15 protein-coding genes and 1 pseudogene are annotated in these 25,092 nt (G+C 66.1%); 6 read left to right on the forward strand and 10 right to left on the reverse strand.

The window, feature by feature from the left end; genetic code table 11:
• Window positions 1-32: 32 nt before the first annotated feature.
• The gene (locus ACPXYO_RS18445) at window positions 33-848 is read right to left on the reverse strand and encodes an enoyl-CoA hydratase-related protein (RefSeq protein WP_423923586.1); all 816 of its coding nucleotides are present in this window, start codon (window positions 846-848) and stop codon (window positions 33-35) included.
• 365 nt (window positions 849-1,213) lie between these two features.
• On the opposite strand from ACPXYO_RS18445, the gene ACPXYO_RS18450 reads away from it, so the two are divergent.
• Together ACPXYO_RS18450 and ACPXYO_RS18455 are read left to right on the forward strand one after the other, a co-directional pair.
• On the forward strand, window positions 1,214-1,375 hold the full coding sequence (locus ACPXYO_RS18450) for a dienelactone hydrolase family protein (protein WP_423923927.1): 162 nt from the start codon (window positions 1,214-1,216) through the stop codon (window positions 1,373-1,375).
• Window positions 1,376-1,435: 60 nt separating this feature from the next.
• A complete protein-coding gene (locus ACPXYO_RS18455) occupies window positions 1,436-2,170 on the forward strand; it encodes an SCO6745 family protein (RefSeq protein WP_423923588.1) in 735 nt (244 codons plus the stop codon).
• Window positions 2,171-2,316: 146 nt separating this feature from the next.
• On the opposite strand, the gene egtD is transcribed toward ACPXYO_RS18455, so the two are convergent.
• Both egtD and egtB read right to left on the reverse strand, forming a co-directional pair.
• Entirely contained in the window at window positions 2,317-3,357 is a 1,041-nt protein-coding gene (egtD, locus tag ACPXYO_RS18460) for an L-histidine N(alpha)-methyltransferase (RefSeq protein WP_423923590.1), read from the reverse strand.
• Window positions 3,357-4,667 (reverse strand): ergothioneine biosynthesis protein EgtB, encoded by a 1,311-nt coding sequence (gene egtB / locus ACPXYO_RS18465; protein ID WP_423923592.1) that lies wholly within the window; start codon window positions 4,665-4,667, stop codon window positions 3,357-3,359. The genes egtD and egtB overlap by 1 nt, the downstream gene beginning before the upstream one ends.
• Before the next feature lie 235 nt (window positions 4,668-4,902).
• Here egtB and ACPXYO_RS18470 point away from each other — a divergent pair, with 235 nt between their 5' ends.
• Window positions 4,903-8,361 (forward strand): carboxyl transferase domain-containing protein, encoded by a 3,459-nt coding sequence (locus tag ACPXYO_RS18470; protein WP_423923594.1) that lies wholly within the window; start codon window positions 4,903-4,905, stop codon window positions 8,359-8,361.
• Window positions 8,362-8,404: 43 nt separating this feature from the next.
• Here the strand turns inward: ACPXYO_RS18470 and ACPXYO_RS18475 are convergent, their stop codons facing one another.
• The 5 genes from ACPXYO_RS18475 to ACPXYO_RS18495 form a co-directional block, all read right to left on the reverse strand.
• Window positions 8,405-9,019: a CoA transferase gene (locus ACPXYO_RS18475; protein WP_423923596.1), complete on the reverse strand. Its 615-nt coding sequence runs from the start codon at window positions 9,017-9,019 to the stop codon at window positions 8,405-8,407.
• Window positions 9,019-10,980: a CoA transferase gene (locus ACPXYO_RS18480; protein WP_423923598.1), complete on the reverse strand. Its 1,962-nt coding sequence runs from the start codon at window positions 10,978-10,980 to the stop codon at window positions 9,019-9,021. The genes ACPXYO_RS18475 and ACPXYO_RS18480 overlap by 1 nt, the downstream gene beginning before the upstream one ends.
• Before the next feature lie 73 nt (window positions 10,981-11,053).
• Window positions 11,054-13,609: a CaiB/BaiF CoA transferase family protein gene (locus tag ACPXYO_RS18485; RefSeq protein ID WP_423923600.1), complete on the reverse strand. Its 2,556-nt coding sequence runs from the start codon at window positions 13,607-13,609 to the stop codon at window positions 11,054-11,056.
• An 85-nt stretch (window positions 13,610-13,694) separates the two neighbouring features.
• Window positions 13,695-14,636, reverse strand: a complete 942-nt coding sequence (locus tag ACPXYO_RS18490; protein WP_423923602.1) for a hypothetical protein — start codon at window positions 14,634-14,636, stop codon at window positions 13,695-13,697.
• A gap of 9 nt (window positions 14,637-14,645) precedes the next feature.
• Window positions 14,646-15,569, reverse strand: a complete 924-nt coding sequence (locus ACPXYO_RS18495; RefSeq protein WP_423923604.1) for a hypothetical protein — start codon at window positions 15,567-15,569, stop codon at window positions 14,646-14,648.
• A gap of 151 nt (window positions 15,570-15,720) precedes the next feature.
• On the opposite strand from ACPXYO_RS18495, the gene ACPXYO_RS18500 reads away from it, so the two are divergent.
• Window positions 15,721-17,712, forward strand: coding sequence for a polysaccharide deacetylase family protein (locus tag ACPXYO_RS18500; RefSeq protein ID WP_423923606.1), 1,992 nt, complete (start codon window positions 15,721-15,723; stop codon window positions 17,710-17,712).
• 110 nt (window positions 17,713-17,822) lie between these two features.
• On the opposite strand, the gene ACPXYO_RS18505 is transcribed toward ACPXYO_RS18500, so the two are convergent.
• A complete protein-coding gene (locus tag ACPXYO_RS18505) occupies window positions 17,823-19,178 on the reverse strand; it encodes an LLM class flavin-dependent oxidoreductase (RefSeq protein WP_423923608.1) in 1,356 nt (451 codons plus the stop codon).
• Window positions 19,179-19,245: 67 nt separating this feature from the next.
• Here ACPXYO_RS18505 and ACPXYO_RS18510 point away from each other — a divergent pair, with 67 nt between their 5' ends.
• Together ACPXYO_RS18510 and ACPXYO_RS18515 are read left to right on the forward strand one after the other, a co-directional pair.
• Window positions 19,246-20,013, forward strand: coding sequence for an NUDIX hydrolase (locus ACPXYO_RS18510; protein ID WP_423923610.1), 768 nt, complete (start codon window positions 19,246-19,248; stop codon window positions 20,011-20,013).
• Between the two features lie 367 nt (window positions 20,014-20,380).
• Window positions 20,381-23,758, forward strand: a complete 3,378-nt coding sequence (locus ACPXYO_RS18515) for a cadherin domain-containing protein (RefSeq protein ID WP_423923612.1) — start codon at window positions 20,381-20,383, stop codon at window positions 23,756-23,758.
• A 109-nt stretch (window positions 23,759-23,867) separates the two neighbouring features.
• On the opposite strand, the pseudogene ACPXYO_RS18520 reads toward ACPXYO_RS18515, so the two are convergent.
• Window positions 23,868-25,000 (reverse strand): annotated as a pseudogene (locus ACPXYO_RS18520) (IS630 family transposase).
• Between the last annotated feature and the right edge of the window lie 92 nt (window positions 25,001-25,092).

Here is a 25,092-nt window from a genome sequence, read left to right on the forward strand (position 1 = left end):
ATCCAGCACAGCAGGGTCTGTCAGAGCCCGGTTCAGCGGCCTTGCCAGTTGGGCTGACGCTTCTCGGCGAAGGCTCGCGGGCCTTCCTTCACGTCCTCGCTGGCCCTCAGGCGAGTGACGGCCGGATAGGGATGGTGGAACGCTTCGCCGAGCGGCATGTCAAGCCCGCGCATCGCCGCTTGCTTGGTGGCCCGGATGGACAGCGGCGCGCACCGCATGATGTCGTCGATGAGCCGGTCGGTTGCCGCGTCGAGGTCGGCGTAGGGCACCACGTCGTTCACGATGCCCAGCTCCAGTGCCCGCTGCGCACTCATGGTGCGAGCCGTCAGCAGGAACTCCATTGCCAGCTTGAGCGGGATCTGGCGCGGCAGGCGGTGCACTCCCCCGCCGCCCGCGTACAGGCCACGCAGCGGCTCGGTCAGCCCGAACTGGGCATGGTCGGCTGCCACCACAAGATCGCACGCCATCGCTACCTCGAACCCGCCGCCGAGCGCCACGCCGTTCACCTGGGCAATCAGCGGCTTGGGATAGTCGAAGCGCTCGATCAGGCGTGTCACCTGGCTCATCAGCTCGCGGTCAGCGGCCTGGGTCGCCTCGTCGGACTGGCGAACCATCGACAGGTGCTTGAGGTCGCGCCCAGCGCAGAACGCCTGTCGGCCCACCCCGGTGATGACCATCAGCCACACCTCCTCGTCGGCTGCGGCGTGATCCAGGATGTCGGACCACTCCTTGTGGGCTGGCGTGTTGATGGCGTTGCGCACCTCGGGTCTGTTGATGGTGATCCGGGCAACACGTGGCCTGATCTCCTCGTAGACGAAGTACTGCGGTTCGGTTCCCAATGCCTTCATGGCCCGGGATCGTATGCGGCGAGCCCGACGCCGTCGGAGGATGAGCTTGCGAGCGCACGGTTGACGCACGCACTACACAAGGACAACTGGATCACCGGCGGCAGACACAATGCCGAGGACGAGGAGGCAGCGATGTTCGAAGACCACGTGTCAATCGACACCGGCGAGGGCGAGATGAGCACTTTCGTCGTCCATCCCGAGCCGAGCGAGCGCCGGCCGGGGCCGTTCCCCACCGTGCTGTTCCTGATGGATGCGCCGGGCAAGCGCGAAGAACTGCACGACATGGCGCGGCGTATCGCCACCGTCGGGTACTACGTGCTGCTGCCGAACACGACGACTACGTCGACCGCGCGCACTTCGATCGGCTGTGCAAGGCCTTTGCCGACGCAGGTACCGATGCACAGACCTACTGGGTGGACGGCACTCACCACGGATTCGTCTTCCCGCAGCGGCCGGTGTACGACCAGCCAGCCGCCGAGCGCCACTGGGAGTTGCTGCTGGATATGTTCGCCCGCCTCCTGCACTGAGGGGGCCGGCCGGGCCAGCCCTGGAGCAAGCCCGGCGGCGCGGTGCCACACTGTCGCGCCATGGAGACACTTGACTTCGTCCGCAACGTCTCGCCGCCCATCGCAGCACTGGGCTCGAGCTTCTATTTCGATCCCGGCACGCTCGCGCGGGGCAAGGAGGCAGGCCTTGACGGCTTCCGCCTGTATTTCCTGGGCCGCGGCGGCGTGCTTGGCGATGTCGAGGCCGAGGTCGTGCACAGCGCGTTCGGCTACTTCAACTTCGGCCTGGCTTCCAAGATCTGGAACTCCGCCAAGGAAGTGATGCCAGCGCGTGAGGCCGGGACGCTGTACATGGAGTGCGCCGGGGCCTTCGGTGCCTCCAAGCTCGGTGACGTCGAGGGCCTTGACGCCTTCAACGCTGCCGCCGACAAGGTGATCGCTGCGGGCTTGGCGAACTGTGCCGGCCAGGCCCTGTTCGCCGGCACGGCGGCAGAGCCCCGCAGCGATGACACTGCTGCTCGTGCGTTCCAGAACGTGGCTGTCTTGCGCGAATTGCGAGGAAGCCTGCACCTGGTGGCAGTGGTGGCGTCAGGACTGACGCCTGAAACCGCTCACCGGATCCGCCGTCCCGACGACGTGACGATGTTCGGCTGGACCGACGACGTCGAGGTCACCGACGACGACAGGGCTCGCTGGGAAACCGCTGAGGCACTCACCGACGAGTTGTTGGCGCCGATCTACGGGGTGCTCGACGGCGCCGAGGCCACGGCGCTCACTGACGGCGTCGCCAACATCGAAGCCGCTCTCGCCGGCTAGCGCTGACCGATGACGCTGTCTCTCAGCGCTGACGAGGTGCTGGCCACAACCCGGGCTGTCCGGCACCGATTTCAAGCCCGGCCGCCGCAAGCCGTTCGACCAATTCGTCCACGTCAACGGCTGGTAGCCGGCGACGGGCCGACCCGTCAGGGTCGTCGGACCCGCCGAGCGAGGGTGAGGGCGTAGTCGCCCTGCGCGTCGGTCCACATCTGCTGGACGACGAGGCCGGCAGCGCCGAGTTCGGCTCGAACCCGCCCGGGAAGGAATTTCGCGCTGATCTCGGTACGCATCCGCTCGCCCGCTGCGAAGTCGACAGTCATCTCCAGGGCCGGGATGTGCACCGTCTGCGTCCGAGCAGAGCGCAAGCGCATCTCGATCCACTCGTTGTCCGCATCGAACACCGCCTCATGCTCAAAGGCGTCGAGGTCGAAGTCCGCGCCGAGCCTGCGATTGAGCACCGACAGCACGTTGAGGTTGAACTCGGCGGTAACGCCCGCCGCGTCGTTGTACGCGGCTTCTAGGCGGCCGAGGTCCTTGACGAGATCGGTGCCGAGGAGGAACGTATCGCCGGGCCGCATCGCTACCGCAACGGCATCGAGGAAGGCGGGGCGCTTTGTTGGCGCGAAGTTGCCGATGGTGCCACCCAGCAGCATCACCATGCAAGGCGGGCTGGGCTGCCCCGCTCCGGAATCCGCCGGCTCGACGAGCGGCAGGCGACCGAGGTGGTGCTCGAAGTCGCCGACGACGCCGTGCACGCGCAGTCCCGGGTATGCCGAAGCCAGCTCGTCCGCAGCGGTGCGCAAGATCGTTTCGCTGTTGTCGAACGGGACGTAGCGCCGGAGCTGGCCGGCAGCCGCGAACGCGTCGAGCAGGATGCGCGTCTTGTTCGAATTCCCTGAACCCAGCTCGGCCAGGCTGCCTGCGCCCGACGCAGTCACGATGTCGGCAGCTTCACGCTCGAGAATCTCCCGCTCACGTCGGGTCGGGTAGTACTCGTCAAGACGGGTGATCTGGTCGAACAAGTCGCTGCCGTGGTCGTCGTAGAACCACTTCGGCGGCAGCTCCTTGGGACGCGACGACAGGCCCACCGAGACGTCCGCGCGCAGTTCGCGGTCGGCCCAGCCAGCGTCGAGCCAGTTGTCGACCACAGGCGCGCTAACGGGTTGCGCGGCGTGAGCTGAATTCATCACTGGGCGTCGGCGGCGAGGCGCAGGCCCGAGAAGTGCCAGCGGGTGTGGGGGTGGAAAAAGTTGCGATACGTGGGCCGGATGTGAAGCTCGGGCGTCGCGCAGCATCCGCCGCGCAGCACCATCTGGTTGATCATGAACTTGCCGTTGTATTCGCCGACTGCGCCCTGAGCGACGCTGAACCCGGGATAGGCGGTGTAGGGGCTCGACGTCCACTCCCAGACGTCGCCGTACATCTGCTGGACTTCGACCGGCTCATTGCCGAGGGACATCGTGGGACCCTCAGCCGGGACGGGATGCAGGCTGGCACAGCCGCCGATGTTCCCCTTCCGAGGCAAACCCTCCGCAGCGTGCTCCCATTCGAACTCGGTGGGCAGCCGAGCGCCAGCCCAGCGAGCGAACGCATCGGCCTCGTAGTACGACAGATGGCACACCGGCTCCTCGGGCGCAACGGCCTTGAGGCCCTCAAGCGTGAACACCTGCCAGCCGTCATCGGCGAGATACCAGTACGACGGCGCCTCCCAGCCGTGGGCCAACCGCTGGCCCCAGCCGTCGGAGAGCCACAGCGTCGGCGTCTCGTAGCCGCCGTCGGCAATGAACTCGAGCCACTGCGCGCACGTGACCGGGCACTCGGCCAGCCGGAACGGCTCAACCAGCACTCGATGGCGTGGCCCCTCGTTGTCGAACGCAAATCCCGCGCCGTCATGGCCGACGGCAAACTCGCCGCCGTCGAAGCTCGACCAGCGGGCCTTGTCCGCGCACTTCACGGCGCTTCCGTCGGCACGGGTGCATGCGGCGGGTGCCGCCTCACCCGGCGCGCGGTACGCAGGCCACAGCGCTGGATTGCACGACAGCACGTGCTTGATGTCCATCAGGATCAGCTCTTGGTGCTGCTGCTCGTGATGCAGGCCGAGGGTCACGAGATCGGTGACCTCGCTATCAAGTCCGAGGGTGAGCAATCGCTGCATCGCTTCGTCGACATGACGGCGATACGCAGCTACCTCGGCGCACGACGGCCGAGAGAGGTTGCCTCGCTCGGGCCGGGGGTGCCGCTTGCCGATGGTCTCGTAGTACGAGTTGAACAGGAACCCGAACGCGGGGTCGTGCTCGACGTACCCGTGGAGATGCGGCTTGCACAGAAAGGTCTCGAAGAACCATGTGACGTGCGCCCGGTGCCATTTCGTGGGGCTGACATCGGGCATCGTCTGGATGCATTGGTCCTCGTCGCTGAGCGGTGCGGTGAGCGAATCGGTGTGCGCCCGAACCGAGCGGTACGCCTGCAACAGGCTCAAGGAGGAGTCGCTGGTCATAGTTGTCGCCACAGGGCCAGATGGAGGGTAACCGCAATTCATGAAGCCGTCGCATTTGTACGATGGACACCGCTTCATGTTTCGAGCTCGGTGACAGCCGAAATTTGCATAGGCCACGTGTCTGCGTGACACTCAATCGACGCGAGCGAGGCCGTCTGCGGTAAACACGCAGCGCGACGCTTGTGCGCTCGCATTGCCGCCGCCACGCGGCGGACGGCCACCACGCCTGGCAACGATGACTGGGAACAGGGAGACAGCACCGATGGGCCTGAAGAAGCTGTTGATTGCGAACCGGGGAGAGATCGCCGTGCGGGTCGCACGCGCCGCCGCCGAGCTGGGCATCGGCACCGTTGCGGTCTCGGGCGCGGACGATGCTGCCTCGCTTCACACCCGCGTTGCAGACGAGGCCGTCACGCTCGACGGCCGCGGCGTAGCCCCGTACCTCGACGTCGACCAGGTGGTCGGCGCGGCGGTGGCGGCGGGCTGTGACGCAATCCATCCCGGCTACGGCTTCCTGGCGGAGAATCCTGCGCTCGCTGAGGCCTGCGAGTCTGCGGGCGTCGTCTTCGTCGGCCCGACGGCAGGCCAGCTTGCCCTCTTCGGCGACAAGGTGGCTGCACGGCGGCTTGCCGAAGAACACGGCGTGCCCCTCGTGCCGGCCACGAACGGTGCAACCTCGCTCGCGCAAGCCGCTGCATTCGGGGCCGAGCACGGTCCGATGATGATCAAGGCCGTCGCGGGCGGCGGAGGCCGCGGCATGCGGCCGGTCCTGAGGCCCGATGAGCTGGAAGCTGCCTACGAGCGCTGCATCAGCGAGGCGACTGCCGCGTTCGGCCTCGGCGACGTGTACGTCGAACGGCTCATCGGGCGCGCCCGTCACATCGAAGTGCAGATCATCGGAGACAGCGCCGCGGTATCGCACCTCGGCGAGCGTGAGTGCACGCTGCAGCGCCAGAACCAGAAGATCGTCGAGATCGCGCCCTCCCCCAGCCTGTCGCCCTCGACGCGCCAGCGCATCTGCGATGCAGCGGTGGCGATGGCCTCGGGAACGGGATATCGCAGCCTGGGCACTTGGGAGTTCCTGGTTGACGCGGACGATCCCGACACGGTCGCGTTCATCGAGGTGAATGCCCGGATTCAGGTAGAACACACCGTCACCGAGGAGGTGACGGGTGTCGACCTCGTGGCAGCTCAGCTCCGGATCGCGGGCGGAGCGACGCTGGCCGACGTGGACCTGACACAAGCCGACATCGGGGCCCCGCTCGGACACGCCATCCAGTGCCGCGTCAACACCGAGACGATGGCCGACGACGGCACGGCCCGACCCAGTGGCGGCATGCTGACGGCGTTCGAGCCGCCCACCGGACCTGGCATCCGCACTGATACCTACGGCTTTGTGGGCTACGGCACGAATCCGAGTTTCGATTCATTGCTCGCCAAGGTGATCGGCCACAGCCGCAGCAGCGACTATGCCGATGCGGTCCGGCGCACCCGGCGAGCGCTCGGTGAGTTCCGCATCGACGGCGTCGCGACCAACCTGAGCTTCCTGGCTGCGCTCATGGACCGGCCCGAAATCAGCGCCAACGACATCACTACCCGATTCGTCACCGACCACGCGGCCGAGCTGTGCGCCGCCGCTGCCGACGTCGCGTCGCTCTGGGCCCCTGCAGCGTCGAGCGCTGTCTCTGGCGCTGGCGGACTGGCAGGGGCGCGTGTCGACGACGATCCGCTGGCAGTGCTGAGGCACGGCGACATCGACGGCGCCTCCACTGACCGCGCTGCATCCGACGCGGTGCGCGCACAGGCGATGTCCGGTGCTGCTGCGTCGCTTCACGGAGTGCCCGTGGCGACGATCACCGGTCCCGACGGCAGCGTCGGCGTGCCCGCCCCGCTGCAAGGGACCATCGTCTCGATCTCTGTTGCCGAGGGCGACGCGGTTGCTGCGGGCCAGCAGGTGGCGGTGATGGAGGCGATGAAGATGGAGCACGTCGTCACCTCCACGGTCACCGGAGTCGTGCGAATGCTGGGGGTTGCCGCGGGCGACATCGTCTATGAGGGGCACTCGCTGCTGTTCGTCGAGGAAGCCGATGTGGACGTTGCACTCGTCGAAGCGGCCGCAGCGGTCGACTTGGACTACATCCGGCCTGACCTGGCCGAGGTCATGGGCCGGCGAGCCGTGGGCCTCGATGAGCACAAGCCCGAGGCGGTCGCGAAGCGTCACGGCCGCGGCCACCGCACTGCGCGCGAGAACGTCGCCGACCTCGTGGACCCCGGCACCTTCGTGGAGTACAGCCCGCTGATGGTCGCCGCGCAGCGCAAGCGCCGCTCCATGGAGGACCTGATCGCTAACACCCAGGGTGACGGCATGGTCGCAGGCGTGGCCAGCGTCAACGGCGACCTCTTTGGCCCCGAGAAGTCCCAAACCATGGTCATGTCCTACGACTACATGGTGCTGGCGGGGACCCAGGGCGTGAACAACCACCGCAAGAAGGACCGCATGTTCGAGATCGCCGAGCACAATCGCTTGCCGGTCGTCCTGTTGGCCGAGGGAGGCGGCGGGCGACCGGGCGACACCGACGGCCTCGGCGGTCAAGGCCTGGACTGCTGGGCATTCACGTACTTTGCGCAGCTCAGCGGCCTGGTGCCGCTGGTGGGTGTCACCAACGGACGCTGCTTCGCAGGCAACGCGGTGCTGCTGGGCTGCTGCGACGTGATCATCGCGACCGAAGGCTCGAACATCGGCGTCGGAGGCCCGGCCATGATCGAGGGTGGCGGCTTGGGCGTGTTCCGTCCCGAGGAAGTCGGTCCGGTCGACGTGCAGTGGCCCAACGGCGTCATCGACGTGCTCGTCCCCGATGAGGCCGAGGCGATAGTCGCCGCCAAGCGGTACCTGTCGTACTTCCAGGGACCCATCGACGAGTGGGAATGCCACGACCAGCGCGAACTGCGCCATGTCGTTCCTGAGAACCGGCTGCGGGCTTACGACGTGCGCGAGGTCATCGAGAAGCTCTGCGATGTCGACTCGGTGATGGAGATCCGCCGCGGATGGGGACCGGGATGCGTGACGGCGCTCGCACGCATCGAGGGTCGCCCTATCGGCATTGTGGCCAACAACAATCACCACCTCGGCGGTGCCGTCGACGCCGACACCGGCGACAAGGCAGCTCGCTTCATCCAGCTCTGTGACGCGCACGACGTTCCGTTGTTGTTCCTCTGCGACACGCCCGGGATCATGGTCGGCCCCCAAGCCGAGTACGAGGCGACTGTTCGCCATGCCGCACGCATGTTCGTGACGGCGGCCAATGTGGACGTGCCGTTCATGACCATCGTGCTGCGCAAGGGCTACGGCTTGGGCGCACAGGCCATGGCCGGCGGCAGCTTCAAGGCACCGACCTTCACCGTGGCATGGCCGACCGGGGAGTTCGGCGGCATGGGTCTCGAGGGCTTCGTGAAGCTCGGCTATCGAAGGGAGCTCGAGGCCATCGAAGACCCCGCAGAGCGCAAGCGGTCCTACGAGGAGCGTGTCGCCCGTCTGTACCACCAGGGCAAGGCTGTGAACACCGCCGCGTTCTTCGAGATCGACGACGTGATCGACCCCGCCGAGAGCCGCGACTGGATCCGCATGGCCCTGCTCTCAGCGCCCAAGCCGGCGCCACGAACCGGCAAGAAGCGCCCGATGGTCGACACCTGGTAGCACACCGGCGTATGCCGGCCTCGATCGGCCTGCAGGAAGCCGATCAGGTCAAGAGTTCGGCGACGGCGAGTTCTGCGATGCGGTCGCCGTGGTAGCCGAGCACGTCGGTGAGGATGTCGAAGGTGTGCTCGCCGAGGGTCGGGCCGCCATAGGTCACTTGCGCCGGCGTTCGCGACAGCACGAAGCGTGACCCGTCGACGACGGTGGTGCCCTGCTTGGCGTGCGCCACTTCCACCTGCTGGCCCCGGTGGATGACCTGCGGATCGGCCGTGTACTCGGGCGAGTTCTGCACGATGTGGGCCGCCACCTCGACGTCTTGCAGGCGATACATCACCGCCATGCCGTCTTGGGGGCGAGTCCACGCTGAGATCACCGCGTCGAGCTCGTCGTGGCGTTCGTGACGTTGTGCAAGCGTCAGTTCTGCCAGGTCGCCACGCCCCATATGTGCCGCCAGCGACCGCCACTGGACGTCGTCGACGCAGGCGATCGCGATCCAGTTGTCGTCGTGCATCACTGTCTGGGACCCTGCGTCCGGTGCAGCATCGGACACAGTCGCTGCAGTCTGGTAGACGCCTTGGGGCGCGATGTGGCGGTCGCGGTTGGCGACCCGGTGGGCAACACGGCCGTTCACGGTGCGGTCGAGCAATGCCGGTGCCATCAGGTGCAGCGCCGACTCGGCCTGGGAGAAGTCGATGTACTGGCCTTCGCCGGTGCGTCGCCGGTGCGTCGCCGGTGCTCCAGCGCTCCCATCACCGCTGCCACCAACCAGCGCGGCGAGGTGTAGTCGGTGTAGGCGCCGAACGGCCCGCACGGCGCCCGGTCGGGCCAGCCGACCGGGTAGAAGAAGCCCGAGATGGCCGCGGCCATCGTCCCGAAGCCCGCCAGCATCGCCAGCGGCCCGGTCTGACCCATCAGGCAGCTGGACGCCATGATCACATCGGGCCGGTGCTCGCGCACCTGTTCGGGGCCCATCCCCCAACCCGCCATCGCCTTGGGCGAGAACGACTCCACAATCACATCGGCCCAGTCGATGAGGTCCCAGATGACTTCGAGCGCCGGGGGCTTCGACATGTCCAAGCAGATGCCCCGCTTGCCGGCGTTCATGTTGTTGTAGAGCGCCGAGTACTCGGGATCGCCGATGTCGTCGCGGAACGGCTGCAGCGAACGCGCCACCTCCAGCCGGGTCTCCGACTCGACTCGGATGATGTCGGCGCCGTAGTCCGCCAGTACCCGTGACGCCGCGGGCCCGGCCATCGCCCACATGAAGTCGAGCACCTTGACGTTCTCTAACGGGAGGGCCGTCGACGCCACGTGCTCGGTGACGTCGGCCCCGGTGGCCTCGATGCGGGGCCGCGTCCGAGCCCCTGCCGCACCGAGCTCGGCCAGCACCTCATCGGTGTGCTCGCCCAGTTTGGGCGGCGGTCCGAGCGGCTGCATCGGCGTGACGCTGAAGCGGGCATATCGCCCCGGGTAGAGCACGTCAGTTGGGCCGTCATCGCCGAGGTCCTGAGTGACGGTTTCCCAGTACTCGCGTGCCGCCAGCTGGTGCGAGTCGATGACCTCGTCCGCGGTCCATACCGGTGTGATGAGCACCCGTCGGCTCATTGCCGCGTCGAGCAGCTCGGCTTTCGTCTTGGTGGCGAAGAAGTCGTGGAGTACCTGCTTCAGCCGCTCGTATTCCGAGACCGGCTCACGACCATCGAGCAGCATCATGGCGTACTCGGTCCAGTTCTTGTCGCGGGTGGCTTCGTCGCAGTAGCCCTCTTCGTGCACCCAATCCATGAGGTTCTGGGTGAAGGCCCGGAACCCCGGCCCGAACAGGAATGTGACCGAGGCGTGCCCATCGGCGCAGGGCCACATCAGCTGGATGTGCAGGCCCTCCACGAGCACCCCGCCTGCGCTGCGAATCGGCGGTGTCGCGCCGATGGGTGTCGACAGCGCGTACGACTGGCAGGCCTGGTTCATGCTCTGCTGCGCCGACATGTCGACGTGCTGGCCCAGTCCTGAACGTGTTTGCCGCTCCCACAGCGCGATCAATGCAGCACCCGCCGCCTCCGATGCGGCGTTGTGGAACGCCTGCGGGAACAGCCCACCGGTGCGCACCGGCGCCCGGTCGGCGTCGCCGGTCATGGCCATGTTGACCGCCGCCGCCTGCAGCGTGAGGTCCGATGCGGCCCAGTCAGCCTTCGGACCGTCTGAGCCGAACGGCGAGATCGACACGTACACCAACTCGGGATTGATCTCGGCCATCGTGTCGTAGCCGAGGCCGCAGCGGTCCATCACACCCGGGCCGGCTGATTCGATCAGGATGTCGGCCACAGCGGCCAACCCCCGCATCCGGTCGGCGCCTTCGTCGCTGCTCAGGTCAAGCACCACGCTGCGCTTGCCTCGGTTGTACGCCCAGTGGTGCAGCGAGCGCTCGGAATCTTCGACATCGCCGGCGAATGGCCCAAGCCGCCGCGCCTTCGATCCCTCGGGCGGCTCGACCGCGATGACGTCTGCGCCCATCTGGGCGAGGATTGCTCCGGTGAGGTGCCCCCGCTCGTCGGTGAGGTCGAGCACGCGGAACGGGCTCAGCATCGAAACGGCGTCGGCTTCCTCATCGGCTGCGTCAGTCATTCGCCTATTTCAGCACGGACACGCTGTGTTGTTCGGGGTGGAGTGCGCAACCCACTGCAAAGTGCCGAGTGCGCTACTCCAGAAGCTCCGCAATCGCCAGTTCGGCGATGCGGTCGCCGTCGTAAGCGAGCGTCTCAGTCAGGACCTCGAAGGTGTGCTCGCCGAGTGTCGGTCCGCCATAGGTCACCGACGCCGGCGTGCGAGACAGCACGAAGCGGCTGTTCTCGACTGTGGTCGTGCCCTGCTTGCCGTGGCCCACCTCGACGAGGTGCCGGCGGTGCACAATCTGCGGATCGACCGTGAACTCGGGCGAATTCTGCACGATGTGCGCCGCAACACCCGCCGCCTGCAATTCGGCCATCAACTCGTAGCCGTCGCGGCCCCGGGTCCACGCCGAGATGATCTCGTCGAGCTCGTCGTGGCGCGCATGGCGCTCGGCGGCGTTCAGCGAGGCCAGGTCGCTGCGGCCCATCAACCCCGCCAAGGCCGCCCATTGGCCGTCGTTCACACACGAGATAGCGATCCAGTTGTCGTCGTGGTCATCTCCTGGGGGTCCGCCCACAGCGGACCGGTACACACCCTGCGGAGCGAACACCAGGTCCCGGTTGCCCGCCGATTCCCAGATGCGCCCATTGGTGGTGCGCTCGAGCAGCGCCGGTGCCATCAAGTGCAGCGCCGCCTCGGCCTGCGACATATCCACGTACTGGCCCCGGCCGGTCTGGCGTTTGTGCTCCAGCGCCCCCATCACAGCAGCCACCAGCCAGCGAGGCGACGTGTAATCGGTGTAGGCAGCGAATGGCCCAGCCGGCGCCCGGTCGGGCCATCCAACCGGGTAGAAGAACCCCGAGATCGCCGCGGCCATGGTGCCAAAACCGGCCAGCATCGCAAGCGGCCCGGTCTGGCCCATCAGACAGCTCGACGCCATCACCACGTCAGGCCGCCGCTGGTGAATCTGGGACCAGCCCATGCCCCATCCCGCCATGGCCTTAGGCGAGAACGACTCCAGGATCACGTCGGCCCAGTCGATGAGATCCCAGATGACCTCGAGCGCTTCAGACTTGGACATGTCCAGCGCCAAGCCGCGCTTTCCTGCGTTCAGGTTGCTGAACAGACCCGAGCCGTCCGGATCGCCGACATCGTTGTGGAACGGCTGGATCGAACGCACTGCATCGAGCTTGTTGGCCGACTCGACACGGATGATCTCGGCGCCGTAGTCGGCCAGGACTCTGGATGCCGCCGGTCCTGCCATCGCCCACATGAAGTCGAGAATCTTGACACCCTCAAGCGGCGGCGCCGTGATCGAGGCGGCATCGGCGACCTCACGCACCGAGACCGGAACGGTCGGGGTCCGGGCGGCGCCCACAGCGTCAAGCTCGGCCAGAACTTCGTCGGTGTGCTCGCCGAGTCTCGGAGGACGGCCCAGACTCGCGAGCGGGGTCTCACTGAACTTCGCGAAGGCGCCCGGATAGCGCACTGCCGCTGGATCGAAGGAGCCCGCGCGGGCGTCAGACACGACATCGCTGTGGTCGACGTCCTCCCAGTACTGGCGGAACGCCAGCTGCTCGCTGTCGCACACCTCGCCCGTCGTCCACACGGGCGTGATGAGCACACGCCGGGTCATCGCCGCATCCAGCAACTCAGCCTTCGTCTTGGTGGCGAAGAAGTCGGTGAGAACCTGCTTGATCCGCTCGTATTCCGAGACCGGCTCGCGGCCGTCGAGCAGCATCATGGCGTACTCGGTCCAGTTCTTGTCCCGGGTGGCCTCGTCGCAGAAACCCTCTTCGCGAACCCATTCCATGAGGTTCTGAGTGAAGGCGCTGAATCCGGGCCCGAACAGGAAGGTCACCGACGCGTGGCCATCGGCGCATGGCCACATGAGCTGGATGTCGATGCCCTGGAGGCTGGCGCCGCCCGCGATGCGCTTTGTCATCGTGGCGTTCAGCGACGTGTTGAGCGTCGACGACATGGAGGCCTGGCTCATCGACTGCTGCGCGGACATGTCGACGTGCTGGCCGAGCCCCGAGCGGGTCTGGCGATCCCACAGCGCAATGAGTGCGGCACCGGCTCCCTCAGAGGCTGCGTTGTGCATCGCCTGCGGGAGCGTGCCGCCGGCCCGCAACGGAGATCTGTCCTTGTCGCCGGTGATGGCCATGTTCACCGCTGAGGCCTGAAGCGCCAGGTCCGACACGGCCCAGTTGGCCTTCGGGCCGTCGCTGCCGAACGCCGTGATCGAGACATGGATGAGGGCGGGGTTCAGGTCTGCGAGCACGTCGCGGCCCAGACCCATCGCCTCGGCCTGGCCAGGCTCGAACGACTCGAACACGACGTCCGCACCCGCAATGAGCGCCTTGGCTCGCTCGACACCCTCCGGTGTGGAGAGGTCCAGCACCACACTGCGCTTGCCGCGGTTGTAGGACCAGTGGTGCAGCGAGCGCTCGGGATCTTCGACATCGCCGGCAAAGGGACCGAGTCGGCGAGCCGGCGAGCCCTCGGGCGGCTCCACCGCAATGACGTCGGCGCCCATCTGGGCCCAGATCGCCCCGGCCAGGTGCCCCCGTTCGTCGGTGAAGTCGATGATGCGGTAGTCGGCCAGCACACCATCTACGTCTGTGTTCGTTTCTCCACTCATGGGCACATTTCAGCACGCCCACCCATGCCTTCTTGCCGGGAAGTGCAACACCTCGCTCCGGCGTGCAACGGCCAGCCGTGAAACGTCAGCCTTGGTCGTCTTCGGGCGCGCCCCCAGCTGACGACAGCGCGCTGACGAGATCCCCGTACATGATCACGTGCGAGACGGTGACGATGCCGACGGTCACCGGCCAAACCAAGACGACCACGATCGCCAAGGAATACGCGAACGAGAGCGGACTCAGCATCAGCACGACGAAGGCAACTGCCGCGAAGACCATGCGCACTAAGTCGAACAGCACCACTCGGCCCCATGTCGCCAATTTGGTGCGGCCCAGGAGCCGACTCCAGCGGCGCAACGACGGCAACCCAGGCTCGACGTACACCATGACCCACAAGATGGTCAAGAGAGGGCCAATCACTGCGACAACAACGAACGTGATGAGATCCCACACGACGCCGAGCGAGTCAGCGGCCGCAGCAAGCCCCATCCCGACCAGGAACAGCACCGCTTGAATGACGAACAACACGAGATTGACGAGCAGCAGTGCCGGCAGCCGACTGAGCGCGATGCTCACAGCGGTGCTGCCACCGGCATTGATGCCCGTCAGCTCTTGGCGCGCAATCTGGGCGCTCGCGGCGGCTTGGAGAATGCTGAAGAAACTGGCTATGAGCGCCACAAGCAGCAGAACCGCGGCCTGTGGCGTGAAGATGAATTCGAACGACGCCATCCATACTTCGACTTCAGCGGACGTCTCGATCTGGCCATCGAACAGGGCGTCGAGCTTCTCCCAGAATCGGCCATCGAAGAGTTCGTCCATGCCCACGTAGGCGCTCACGAACGCAACGAGCCACAAGGCCGAACCGAGCGTCGCGGCTACGGCCAAGTCGCGCCACCGCCTGCCGACCACTGCGAAGGTGCCCCCCCACAGCGCTCCCACAGAGCGGTGCGCATCAGGTCGCCGGCCACTGTGCCGCGACTCGGACGGCGGTGGGACCGGGCGCGGCCGCATGTCGTCATCAGTCACGGCGAGATGCTAGGTCGGCCGCCGTGCGAGTACGTCGTGGCCAGCTTCTGAACCGTCGTGGAGAGTTGCGTCATCGACAAGGATCGGATCGTCGGCGGACACCCCCGCCAAGTCCACGTACAAGAGGGTGAAGGCAGTCGTCAGGATGGTGATCTCGATGACGGTGGAAAGCGTCCCTAGGAGCACGGTCGCCATCGACCACGCTCCGAACCCAGAGATCTGCCAAGCCGCAGTCAATGCGACACGCACGAGCTGCAACAGCAGTACTCGACCCCAGGTCGCCGCACGCTGACCACGAACGAGTTGGCGAGCTTGACGGAACTTCGGTCGACGGTCCTCCAGCTTGATTGCCGTGAAAAAGACGTTGATCTGCGGAGTGGAATAGGCAACAATGCCGGCGCCCAAGTACAACCACGGCCACAACGCCGCCAGGTCGTGGTCGTAGAGGTATGGAACCAGCAGAAACTGAGGCGCGAAGAACACGGCGCCCACCAAGAGCCCGTACACCAGGTTGACCGTCATGATGCGCGGAAGTCTGCGAACCGCCAGGCGGCCTGCGGCGCCTGCTTGCATCGACCCGCCGCGCACATGCTGCACGACGAGCAGCGCTATTGCAGTACTGAGGAAGTAGGCGCCGAGAGCCGCAACCGGAGCGAGGGCCAGAGCGACCAGGCTGAACGCCGACGCGGACAACGCATCCGACCCGTCGACTTTTGCGAATGACTCGTACGCCCGCCAGCGAACCAGTCCGACGAGTATGAGGATCGCTGCGGCCGGGACAGCCACACGCACCAGCGCAGGCGCTTGGCGCGCAACGAATCTCAACGTGTCGCCGATGAGGGCGGGAATAGGTCGGAGCGTTCTGGGATCGGGCTCGGCGGGCCTGGTCCAGAAGAACGGTTCAGGCGGATCTACGGGCGGCTCCTCGGGCACGTGGACTTCGTCGAGGGCCTTGACCGTGGGATCTGACGAACGATCTGGGGGATCTTCGGCTGTGGTGGCCGCCCGACAGGCACATGGCGAAGCTACTTGCGGCCGTCGGGCAACAGCGGTCCGGCTGGGAACGCTGATCTAGGTTCGGCGCATGGACAACACGGCATCCGGCCTGATCGCACCGCTGCCGGGCAGCCTGCCCCCGCACCGCGTGAAGTACCTGCCGATCGTGGACCGGCCGCGAATCCGGTGGCCGAACGATGCTCGCGTGGCGCTGTGGATCGCGCCGAACGTCGAGCACTACGAGTACCTGCCGCCGCGAGACCCGCAACGCAACACGTGGACACGGTCGCCGCACCCCGACGTGCAGGGGTACGGCTATCGCGACTACGGCAACCGGGTCGGCTTCTGGAGAATGCTTGACGTGCTCGACCGCAATGGAGTGGTCGCCACCGCCTCAACGAATCTGGCCGTGTTCGACCACTACCCCGAAGTCGGTGCCGCCATGGTCGAGCGCGGGTGGGAAATCATGTCCCACGGCATCTACAACACCCGCTACATCTCCTCGATTAACGAGACCGCCGAGCGGACCTTCTACATCGAGTGCATCGAGGCGTTGCGCAGCCACGCCGGTCAACAGCTGCGGGGCATGCTGGGCCCGGCGGTGTCGAACACGGCCCTCACGCCGGACCTCATGGCCGAAGCGGGGTTGATCTACCACGCTGACTGGTTCCACGACGATCAGCCCGTGCCGCTGGCAACCCGCAGCGGTCAGCGTCTCGTGTCGGTGCCGTACTCGATGGAGCTGAACGACGTGCCGGTGTTCACCCAGCACTACGACACCGACGACTTCGTGGCCATGGCGCGAGCCCAGCTCGACGTGCTGCGGCGTGAAGCCGACGACGATGCTGGCGGACGGGTGATGTGCGTGGCGCTGCATCCCTACCTGATGGGCATGCCGCACCGGGTCGACGGGCTTGCGGCGATGCTCGAGTACCTGATGGGCCACGACGACGTGTGGCAGACCACTGCCAGCCAGATTGCGCAGCACTTCATCGACCATCACTACGACGACTTCGCCGCCCACGAGCCTGTCCCGCCTGAACCGCACCCGTCGCGACCGCGCGTGGCGGCGGCTTCGGCCCCGAGCTCACGCCCCGTAGCAGCGTCGCAAGCCCCCTTCGAGTTCGGCCCCGCCCATCATCAGCACGGCATGGACCACCCTTACTACGACTGGTCGCCGCTGCCGAGCCGGGCCCCCTTCGAATGGCCGAACCAGAGCCCTCTTGCCGTTGGCGCGGTCATCGTTCTCGAACACGTCGAGTGGGAGCCGCCGCCGGACGCGTATTCGCTGCGCCGCCGCAGCGGTGGGCTGGCACGCCTGCCCGCTCCGGACTACCCGCAGCTCACGATCCGCGAGTACGGCCACCGGGTCGGCATTTTCCGCTTGCTCGACGTGCTGGAACGCCATGGCATCGCCGCCACCGTCGCTGTCGACGCGTTGACCGCCGAGCACTACAGCTGGTTGGCGTCCTACCTGGTCGAACGGGGCTGCGAGATCACTGGGCGGGGCATCGCAGCGACCCGGCTCATCACTTCGAAGAACTCCGAGACGGACGAGCGGACCGCCATTGCGCAATGCCTCGACGCCATCGAGGGCGCGGCCGGGACTCGGCCCACTACCTGGTTCTCCGCCGAAGGCGTCGAGTCGTTCCGCACCCCGGCGCTGCTGGCCGAAGCCGGCATTGACACCGTGCTCGACTGGCCCAACGACGAGCAGCCATATCTCATGACCACCGACGGTGTCTTGGCCGGGGCTCACCAATCGCCCGCAACGGCGCCCATGGTGTCGCTGCCGCTGTTCCTCGAAGCCGATGACGAATTCGCCCTGTGGCACCGCCGGGCATCGCTGGACAGCTGGCGCGGAATCATCTCCGGCGCTGCAGCCCGCATGCACCGCGATGGCGCCGAGCACCCTGCCGGCGGCCGGCTGCTAATGCTGACGCTGCGGCCCTGGCTCGCTGGCCAACCTTTCCGGGCTCCGGTGCTCGACGATGCGCTCAACCAGGTGACCGCTCTCGGCAACATCCACACCGCAACTGCAACTGACCTGGCCGCACACGCCCGGACCTTCTTCGGCTGAGCAGACGCGCCGAGAGATGACGTCTCGAAACGCCACTGTCACGATTCTTTGCGCAAATTTGCCGTCTGTGGCGGCATTTCTGCGCAGAGTCGTGGCCGTCGAGGCGGCGCCTATGCCAAACGCCAGGCTCCCGGCGTGGGGACACTCAAGCGGAGGTGGTCCCGCAGCGTGGTGCCGTCGTACTCGGTGCGGAAGAGGCCGCGGCGTTGCAGTTCGGGCACGACCAGCTCGACGAAGTCCTCGAAGGCCCCCGGCATGTGCGTCCCGGCGATCACGAACCCGTCGACGGCACGCTCGGTGAACCATTCCTCGAAGTAGTCGGCCAGCTCGATGGGGCCTCCGACAGTGGGATGTGCCAACCGACCCCGGCCCGACACCTTCACGAAGTCGCGCACGGTGGGGTTGGCCCGTCCGGTGATCTGCAACACCTGGTTGCGGATGCCCTGGATGCCGGTCATGGCATCGAGGTCGTCGTCGGACAGCGGCTCATCTAGGTCGCGGCTGGCGAAGTCGAAGTTCAGCCCCTCCGAGAGCAGCGACAGGTCGTCCACCAGCGTCGGCAGCTCGTCGTAGGCGGCGCGGCGGTCTTCGGCCTCGGCCATCGTGCGGCCCACCACGGGGAACGTCAGGTTCGTGATCTTCACCTGGTCGGGATCTCTCCCCAAGGCCTCGATCTGCGACTTCACCGAGGCGTAGTGCGTGGTAGCTGCATCCAGCCGCACGTGAGTCACGAACAGCAGCTCGCCCCAGCGGGCGGCGAAGGTGGTGCCCCGACCGCTCTGGCCGGCCTGGATGACCACCGGATGGCCTTGCGGCGTGCGCGGCACGGTGAACGGCCCCCGCGACGAGAACCAGCGGCCCCGGTGGTCAAGCCGGTGCACTTGGTCGCCGTGCGCATACAGCCCTGCTGCACGGTCCGCTGCAATGGCATCGGCCTCCCAGGTGTCCCAGTGGCCGTGCACCACCTCCATGAACTCGTCGGCACGGTCGTAGCGCTCATCGTGCGCGGGCGCTTGGGCCAGGCCCATATTGCGCGCTTCGTTGTCGTTCACCGACGTGACAACGTTCCACGCAGCGCGCCCGCCGGTGAGATGGTCGAGCGTGGCAAACACGCGGGCCACGTGGAAGGGCTCGTAGTAGGTCGTCGAGTACGTCGCTCCCAGACCGAGCCGGTTGGTGGCCATGCCCATCGCCGTCAGCACCGTGACCGGGTCGAGCTTGACGCAGCGGATGCCCGCCTCGACGGTGTGCCGATGGTCGCCGCCGAACATGTCGGGCATCGCGAGCCGGTCGTCGAAGAAACCGAGGTCGAAGCAGCCGGCTTCGAGCACCTCGCCGATGTGCCGGTAGTAATCGAAGCTGGTCACGTCATGGCGAGCCTCGGGATGCCGCCAAGCCGCAGGGATCGTTGTGCAGTTCTGCGCCTGCAGGAAGCCCACCAACACAATCTGGCGTTGCGCATTCACGCCTAGCGATCGTAGAGAGTCCCGCCGACCGGCGGGCCGGGTCGGCGGGATGCCAGACTCTCCGGCTATGCCGACTGAGACCGCGGCTGGCGAGATCGCGCACGATGACATGCTCCGGGAACGGCTGACGGCGAACCTGGCTCGTCACGACGTGCGCCAGCACCCCGGTGAGGGGCGCAAGCACGCAGCCGTGGCGGTGATCGTGCTCGACAGTGACGCCGAGCAGCATGGCGCCGATCCGGTCATGGGCGGCATCAGCGCCGAGCAGCGTCGCGAGATGCTCGCCGACATCCCCCGCGCGGAGAACGACCCCACGCTCACCGGCGATGTAGAGGGAACTGCGGGGGGCGCTGCGGTGCTACTCACCCGGCGGGGCTCGCACCTGCGCGGCCATGGCGGCCAGTGGGCGCTGCCCGGTGGGCGAGTCGATGACGGCGAGACGGCACTCGAAGCTGCCATGCGGGAAGCCGCCGAGGAAGTCGGCTTGGAGCTCACAAGCGACGATCTGCTGGGCCGCCTCGATGACTACCCCACCCGCTCGGGTTATGTCATCAGCCCCTTCGTGTTCTGGCTGTCGGACGACCGTGATCCGGTAGCGAACCCCGCCGAGGTGGCGTCGTTACACCGAGTCTCGATGCGCGAGCTGACCCGCGATGACTCGCCGCGATTCGTGAGCATCCCCGAGAGCGACCGCCCGGTCGTCCAGATTCCCATCGGCGGCGACCTGATCCACGCACCCACCGGCGCCGTGCTCTACCAGTTCCGAGCAGTCGCCTACGACGGCCTCAACACCCGGGTCGACGAGCTCGAACAGCCAGTGTTCGCTTGGCGTTAGCCAAGCGAACTATCAGACCCAGTGCTTGGCGTTAGCCAAGCGAACTATCAGACCCAGTGCTTGGCGTTAGTCGGCCGTGGTCCTGTCCCGGACCGGTCGTTGACTTCAAATAACAGGAAATTCAGTGGCATAAGCCATCAATTGGCCGAATTGTTACCGAAATTTCGCCAAATTCATAGTCCTCCTGAACATGGAACGAGACCAGTGCGTGGGACGTTTCATTACAGAACCATTACAGGAGGACTGCAAAATGAAGACAAGAAGGTCTTCAGCAAGCCGATTGCTCGCCGGTGCGAGCGCTCTGCTGCTGGTGCTCTTTCTTCCCTCGGCTCCCGCGGAGGCAGCCGACAACATAGCCCGGCAAGAGGTGGTCCCTACCGTCACGATCACCGCCGGAGCGACTACTCACAACGAACCCGACGGCCCGATGAGATTCACGCTCCACGCCAGCCCGGCCCCGGCGACCAATCTCGAGGTGAAGCTCGATTCGCGCCAGACCGGCGTGGTGTTCACCGACGCAATCGAGCGGTCCTTCACCGAGACGATCCCCGCTGGCGAGCCGTCCTACGACTTCGATTTCATCGTCGTGAACGACCTCGTCGTCGAGCCTGAGGGCACCGTCACGATCACCTTGGCCAACAGCGAATCGGACTACGACGCCGGCACACCCTCGGTGGCCGTGACAACGTTGGTCGACGACGACGTGCCAATCACGGTTTCCTGGGATTCATCAACCGTGCACGTCAACGAGAACGCCGGCACGGTAGCGGTTCCGTTCTTCATACGGGTACACGACGGCGAGCCGCCTGGGACCTTCAAGAGTGCTGACGGGGTCCACGAGGGCGTGGCGTTCGTGCTCACGACAGCTTCGGTGACAGCCGATGCGACCATGGATTTCGTCTACCAGTCCTACTTCTATATCTGGGACGTCGGTTCGTTCACCGTGGACGCCTCTGGTGATTACACGCTGAGCGACCAGATCGAGATCATCGACGACAGCGACGACGAACCTGGCGAGACATTCGAGTTGTACTTCGAGTCCCCCCTACCGGCTCCGCTCGACGTCGGCGACACGGTGATCCCCACCGACCGCAAGACGATCGTCATCGCCGACGACGACGGCGTCAACAACGCACCCGAGTTCACTGCCACCGCCGAGCAGATCTCGGTCTCTGAAGACATCGAGGCGGGAACCTTGATCGGCGTTTCGTTTGAGGCCACCGACTTCGACGGTCATGACGTGACGTTCGGGGTCGTCGGCGACGGCTTGCCGTTCGAAATCGACGCCGAGACCGACACTCTCAGGGTCACAGGAGCGCTCGACTTCGAGACACAGGCTGAGTACACGTTCGCCGTCGCTGCCTCCGACGTCATCGGCGGCTCGAGCGAGACGAACGTCACGGTGACCGTCACCAATGTGGACGAACCCGGCGTGGTGAAGCTCGCACCGATGACCCCCGAAGAGGGCGCGGTGGTCGAGGCGACCCTGTCCGACGTCGACGGGCCCGCCGATGAGATGACATGGGAATGGTCGCAGAGCGAGGCCCCCGACGGCGAGTTCGACCCCATCGACGGCCAGACCGACGATCACTACATGACGACCGAGAGCGACGTCGGGATGTACCTGCGTGCCACGGCGACCTACACCGACGGTGAAGGCACTAGCAAGAGCGCCGACGCGACAACGTCGGAGCCGGTGGCGGCCCGCCAAGAAGTCAGTCCGGAAGTCACGATTCGCGCCCTCACCGAGTCAGTTGACGAGAGTGACAGAACGGTCTCAGTCGAATTGAGCATCACTCGCCCGCTCGACGACGATCTGCGGGTGGAGTTGGAGATCACTGATCCCGACAATGAGCTGCTGCACCGAAACGGCGACCCGCTCGTCGTCAGAATTCGAGCGGGCAGCACGAGCCAGACCGCAATCGTCTACATCAACAATGACTCGATCGTCGAGAACGACGGATCAGTGTTGTTCACGATTGTCCTGCCCGAAGATGCTCAGGGCAATACCGCCTACGCGATCGGAAGCCCCGACACCGCGACCGTGGCCATGCACGACGACGACACGAAGGTCACGGTCCTGTACACGGAGAACCCGTTCACTGTGGCTGAAGGAGCAGGCACCGTTGAGCTGCCGATCGCGGTGCGGGTCGACGGCAACCAACCGCCAGGCACCTATGAGCTCGGGGGGATCCACTACGAGGGGCAGGCACTCACGTTCACGGCGACGTCAGGTACGGCGACGAACCCGGCTGATTTCGAACCGCCGCCGGCGTTCATCGATCTGGAACTCGGGAGCTTCGTCCTGCAGGAGTCGGGGAGTTACGAGGCGTCTGGTGTCGCAACGGTGACCATCCTCGACGATGACCTGGTCGAGGAAGGCGAGTCATTCTCCATCGAAGTGGGTCCCGGTCCTGATGTAAGACCCGAGGTGACGCTGCCAGCACAAGCACTGGACGTTGTGATCGAGGACGACGACGGCACGACCGACCCGCCGGATCCACCGCGGCCTCCCTGGCCGCCACCGGACTTTTGCCCGACGCATCCCGACACCGTTGCGGACACCTCGACTCCGCTCAGCGTGGAGGTTGGCGGCAGCGTCGAGGCCCACTTCTGTAGCAAGGACGATGCCGACTGGGTGCAAGTCTTCCTGGAGGCCGGTCAGGCCTACCGCATCGAGGGCACGTTCACCGATCCCGACGGGGAGACGTACATCTTCATCGGCGGCATGCACGAATCTGACGGCTCGCTGATCACCGGATCCCACTCGTTCGACGGCAACCCTTACGGCACCTCGAACACGGCTGGCTACATCAACTTCCGGCCCACCGCGACCGGCATCCACTACATCGTGGTGGGCGACCCGGCCTGGTGGAATTTCGCCCACGCCACGGCCCCCTTGCCCTGGCAGATCGAAGTGCACGAGATCGACCTGCCGCCCGACGATGTGCCCGATGTGCATCAGCTGACGTTCGAGTTCAACAACTACGGGTACTTCGTGCAACAGTTCGAGGGCACGGTCGACACCCACGGCGATCGTGACACCTTCGCTAACGACATCGAGGCCGGTCACCGCTACTTCGTCGAGATGCGCAACCGGAACGACTCGGGCATCTTCAATTGCATTCACGGCATCGCGTCGGCAGAGACACCCGACCAGCCTGGGTCCAACTCGCGCGAGTGCTGGCACCGGGTGGGCTGGAAGGCCAGCCGTTGGATCATCCCCGATGCCGACGGTCGCAAGCTGATCACGGTGGGTTCCGACAACGGAACCGGCGACTACCTGCTGCGTGTCCGGGACTACAGCGCCGTGCCGCCGGGCGTCTGGGACACCCCGCTGCCCGACGGCGATCTCGCCCGGGACACGTCAACCACCGGACTTGTGTACGTCAACGACTCCTGGGTGAACGGCACAGCAGTGCGAGGCGAGATCGACCTCGCAGGTGACAAGGACTGGTTCCGGGTAGAGCTCGAAGGCGGGCGCCGCTACCAGATCGACATACGCGGCGAGGGCAGCGGCGTGGGCACGCTGCGGAACTCCTATATGTGGATCCACGACGCCGCGGGCCAGCGCATCGTCTACGCCAGCGGCGGCGGCCCCTACCTCGAAACCCGGCTGGTCTGGACGCCCCCCAGCCCAGGCACGTACTTCATCCAGGTGGCCGGATCGAGCTACGAGATCGGCACCTTCGACCTGTCCGTCATCGACTTCGAGGATCTCTACACGACACATCGCCCTAGCTAGGCACATTCGGCGCCGGCCCTGCACAAGCAGTCCCCATTGGTTGCAGGGTCGGCGCCTCCCCCTGTACTAGCCGAGCACCGTCACATGCGTGCTCGGTACTAGTGCCGCGTCAGCAAACGTTTGCGCGGTTGACGATGTCGTTGAGTGCTTTGTCGGCGGCGTTGTTGTTGCGCCAGCGGATGTAGCGTCGGATGATCGATGCCTGTTCTGTGTGGGTGGGGTGGTCGGTGCCGTCGACGCAGAAGTAGCGCAGGGCTTGGAAGTGGGCTTCGATGCGGTTGAGCCATGACGCGTAGTGGGGTGTGTAGGCCAGCTCGACGTTGTGGCCTCGGCCCAGTCCCCCACGCGGGAGTCGGCTTTGGTGCTCAGGTGCGGTGACCAGTTGTCCAGCACGATGCCGATGCGCACATCGGGCGGGTACAGGGTGCGCAGGTAGCGGCAGAACTCCAGGAACTGGGTGCGGGCCTTGCGTTTTTTCATGTGCCCGTAGAGCTTGTCGGCGGTGACGTCGTAGCCGGCGAGCAGGTGCCGCACCCCGTGCGGGCGGGTGTAGGTCGCCCGCAGGCGGCGCCGCGGCGCCCGGTGGGGGTCCTTGTGCTTGCCGCCCACCGCAGCCCAGTGCCGCCCCGGGTGGGGCTGGAGGTTCAGCGGCCCGAACTCGTCCATGCAGATCACCACCCCGGGATCGCCGGGCTCGGGCTCGGCTTTGCGGTCCGCGATGTCATAGAGCTGCAGGATCCGGTTCTTCTTCGCCTCGAAGTCGGGATCGTTGGACTGCTTGTAGGTCTTTATCGCTTGAAACGAGACACCCTCCTCGCGCAAAAGGGCCCGCAGGCCCTCATGGCTGATGTCGTCGACCACCCCCTTCGCGACCAGATGCTCTGCGAGCTTTGACAACGACCACGTCCCAAACGGCAACCCGTAATCGGCAGGCCGCCCCAACGCGATCCTGCGGATCTCCGCGCGCTGAGCAGCGTCGAAACGCGGCGGGCGGCCGCCCGCGTAGCGCGGATACAGCGAATCGAACCCATCGGAGTTGAAATTGTGGATCACCTCACGGACCCGGTCCTCGCTCGTGAACGCCAACACAGCGATCTGGCCCACGTCCATGCCCTGCGCGGACCACAACACGACCTGAGCCCGCCGCCACGTCACCACCGACCCCGACGAACGACGCACAATCCTCAACAACCGATTGCCCTCACCACTGTCGATCTCCCTCACACGAACACGCTCAGCCATACCCCCAACAACACCACAACCCACCAGCCCACACGCGGACGCGCCACCCCCAACGTTGCCTGACACGGCACTAGCCGAGCACCGACACATGC

Source organism: Candidatus Poriferisodalis sp., from assembly GCF_965237655.1.
GTDB lineage: Bacteria > Actinomycetota > Acidimicrobiia > Acidimicrobiales > Poriferisodalaceae > Poriferisodalis.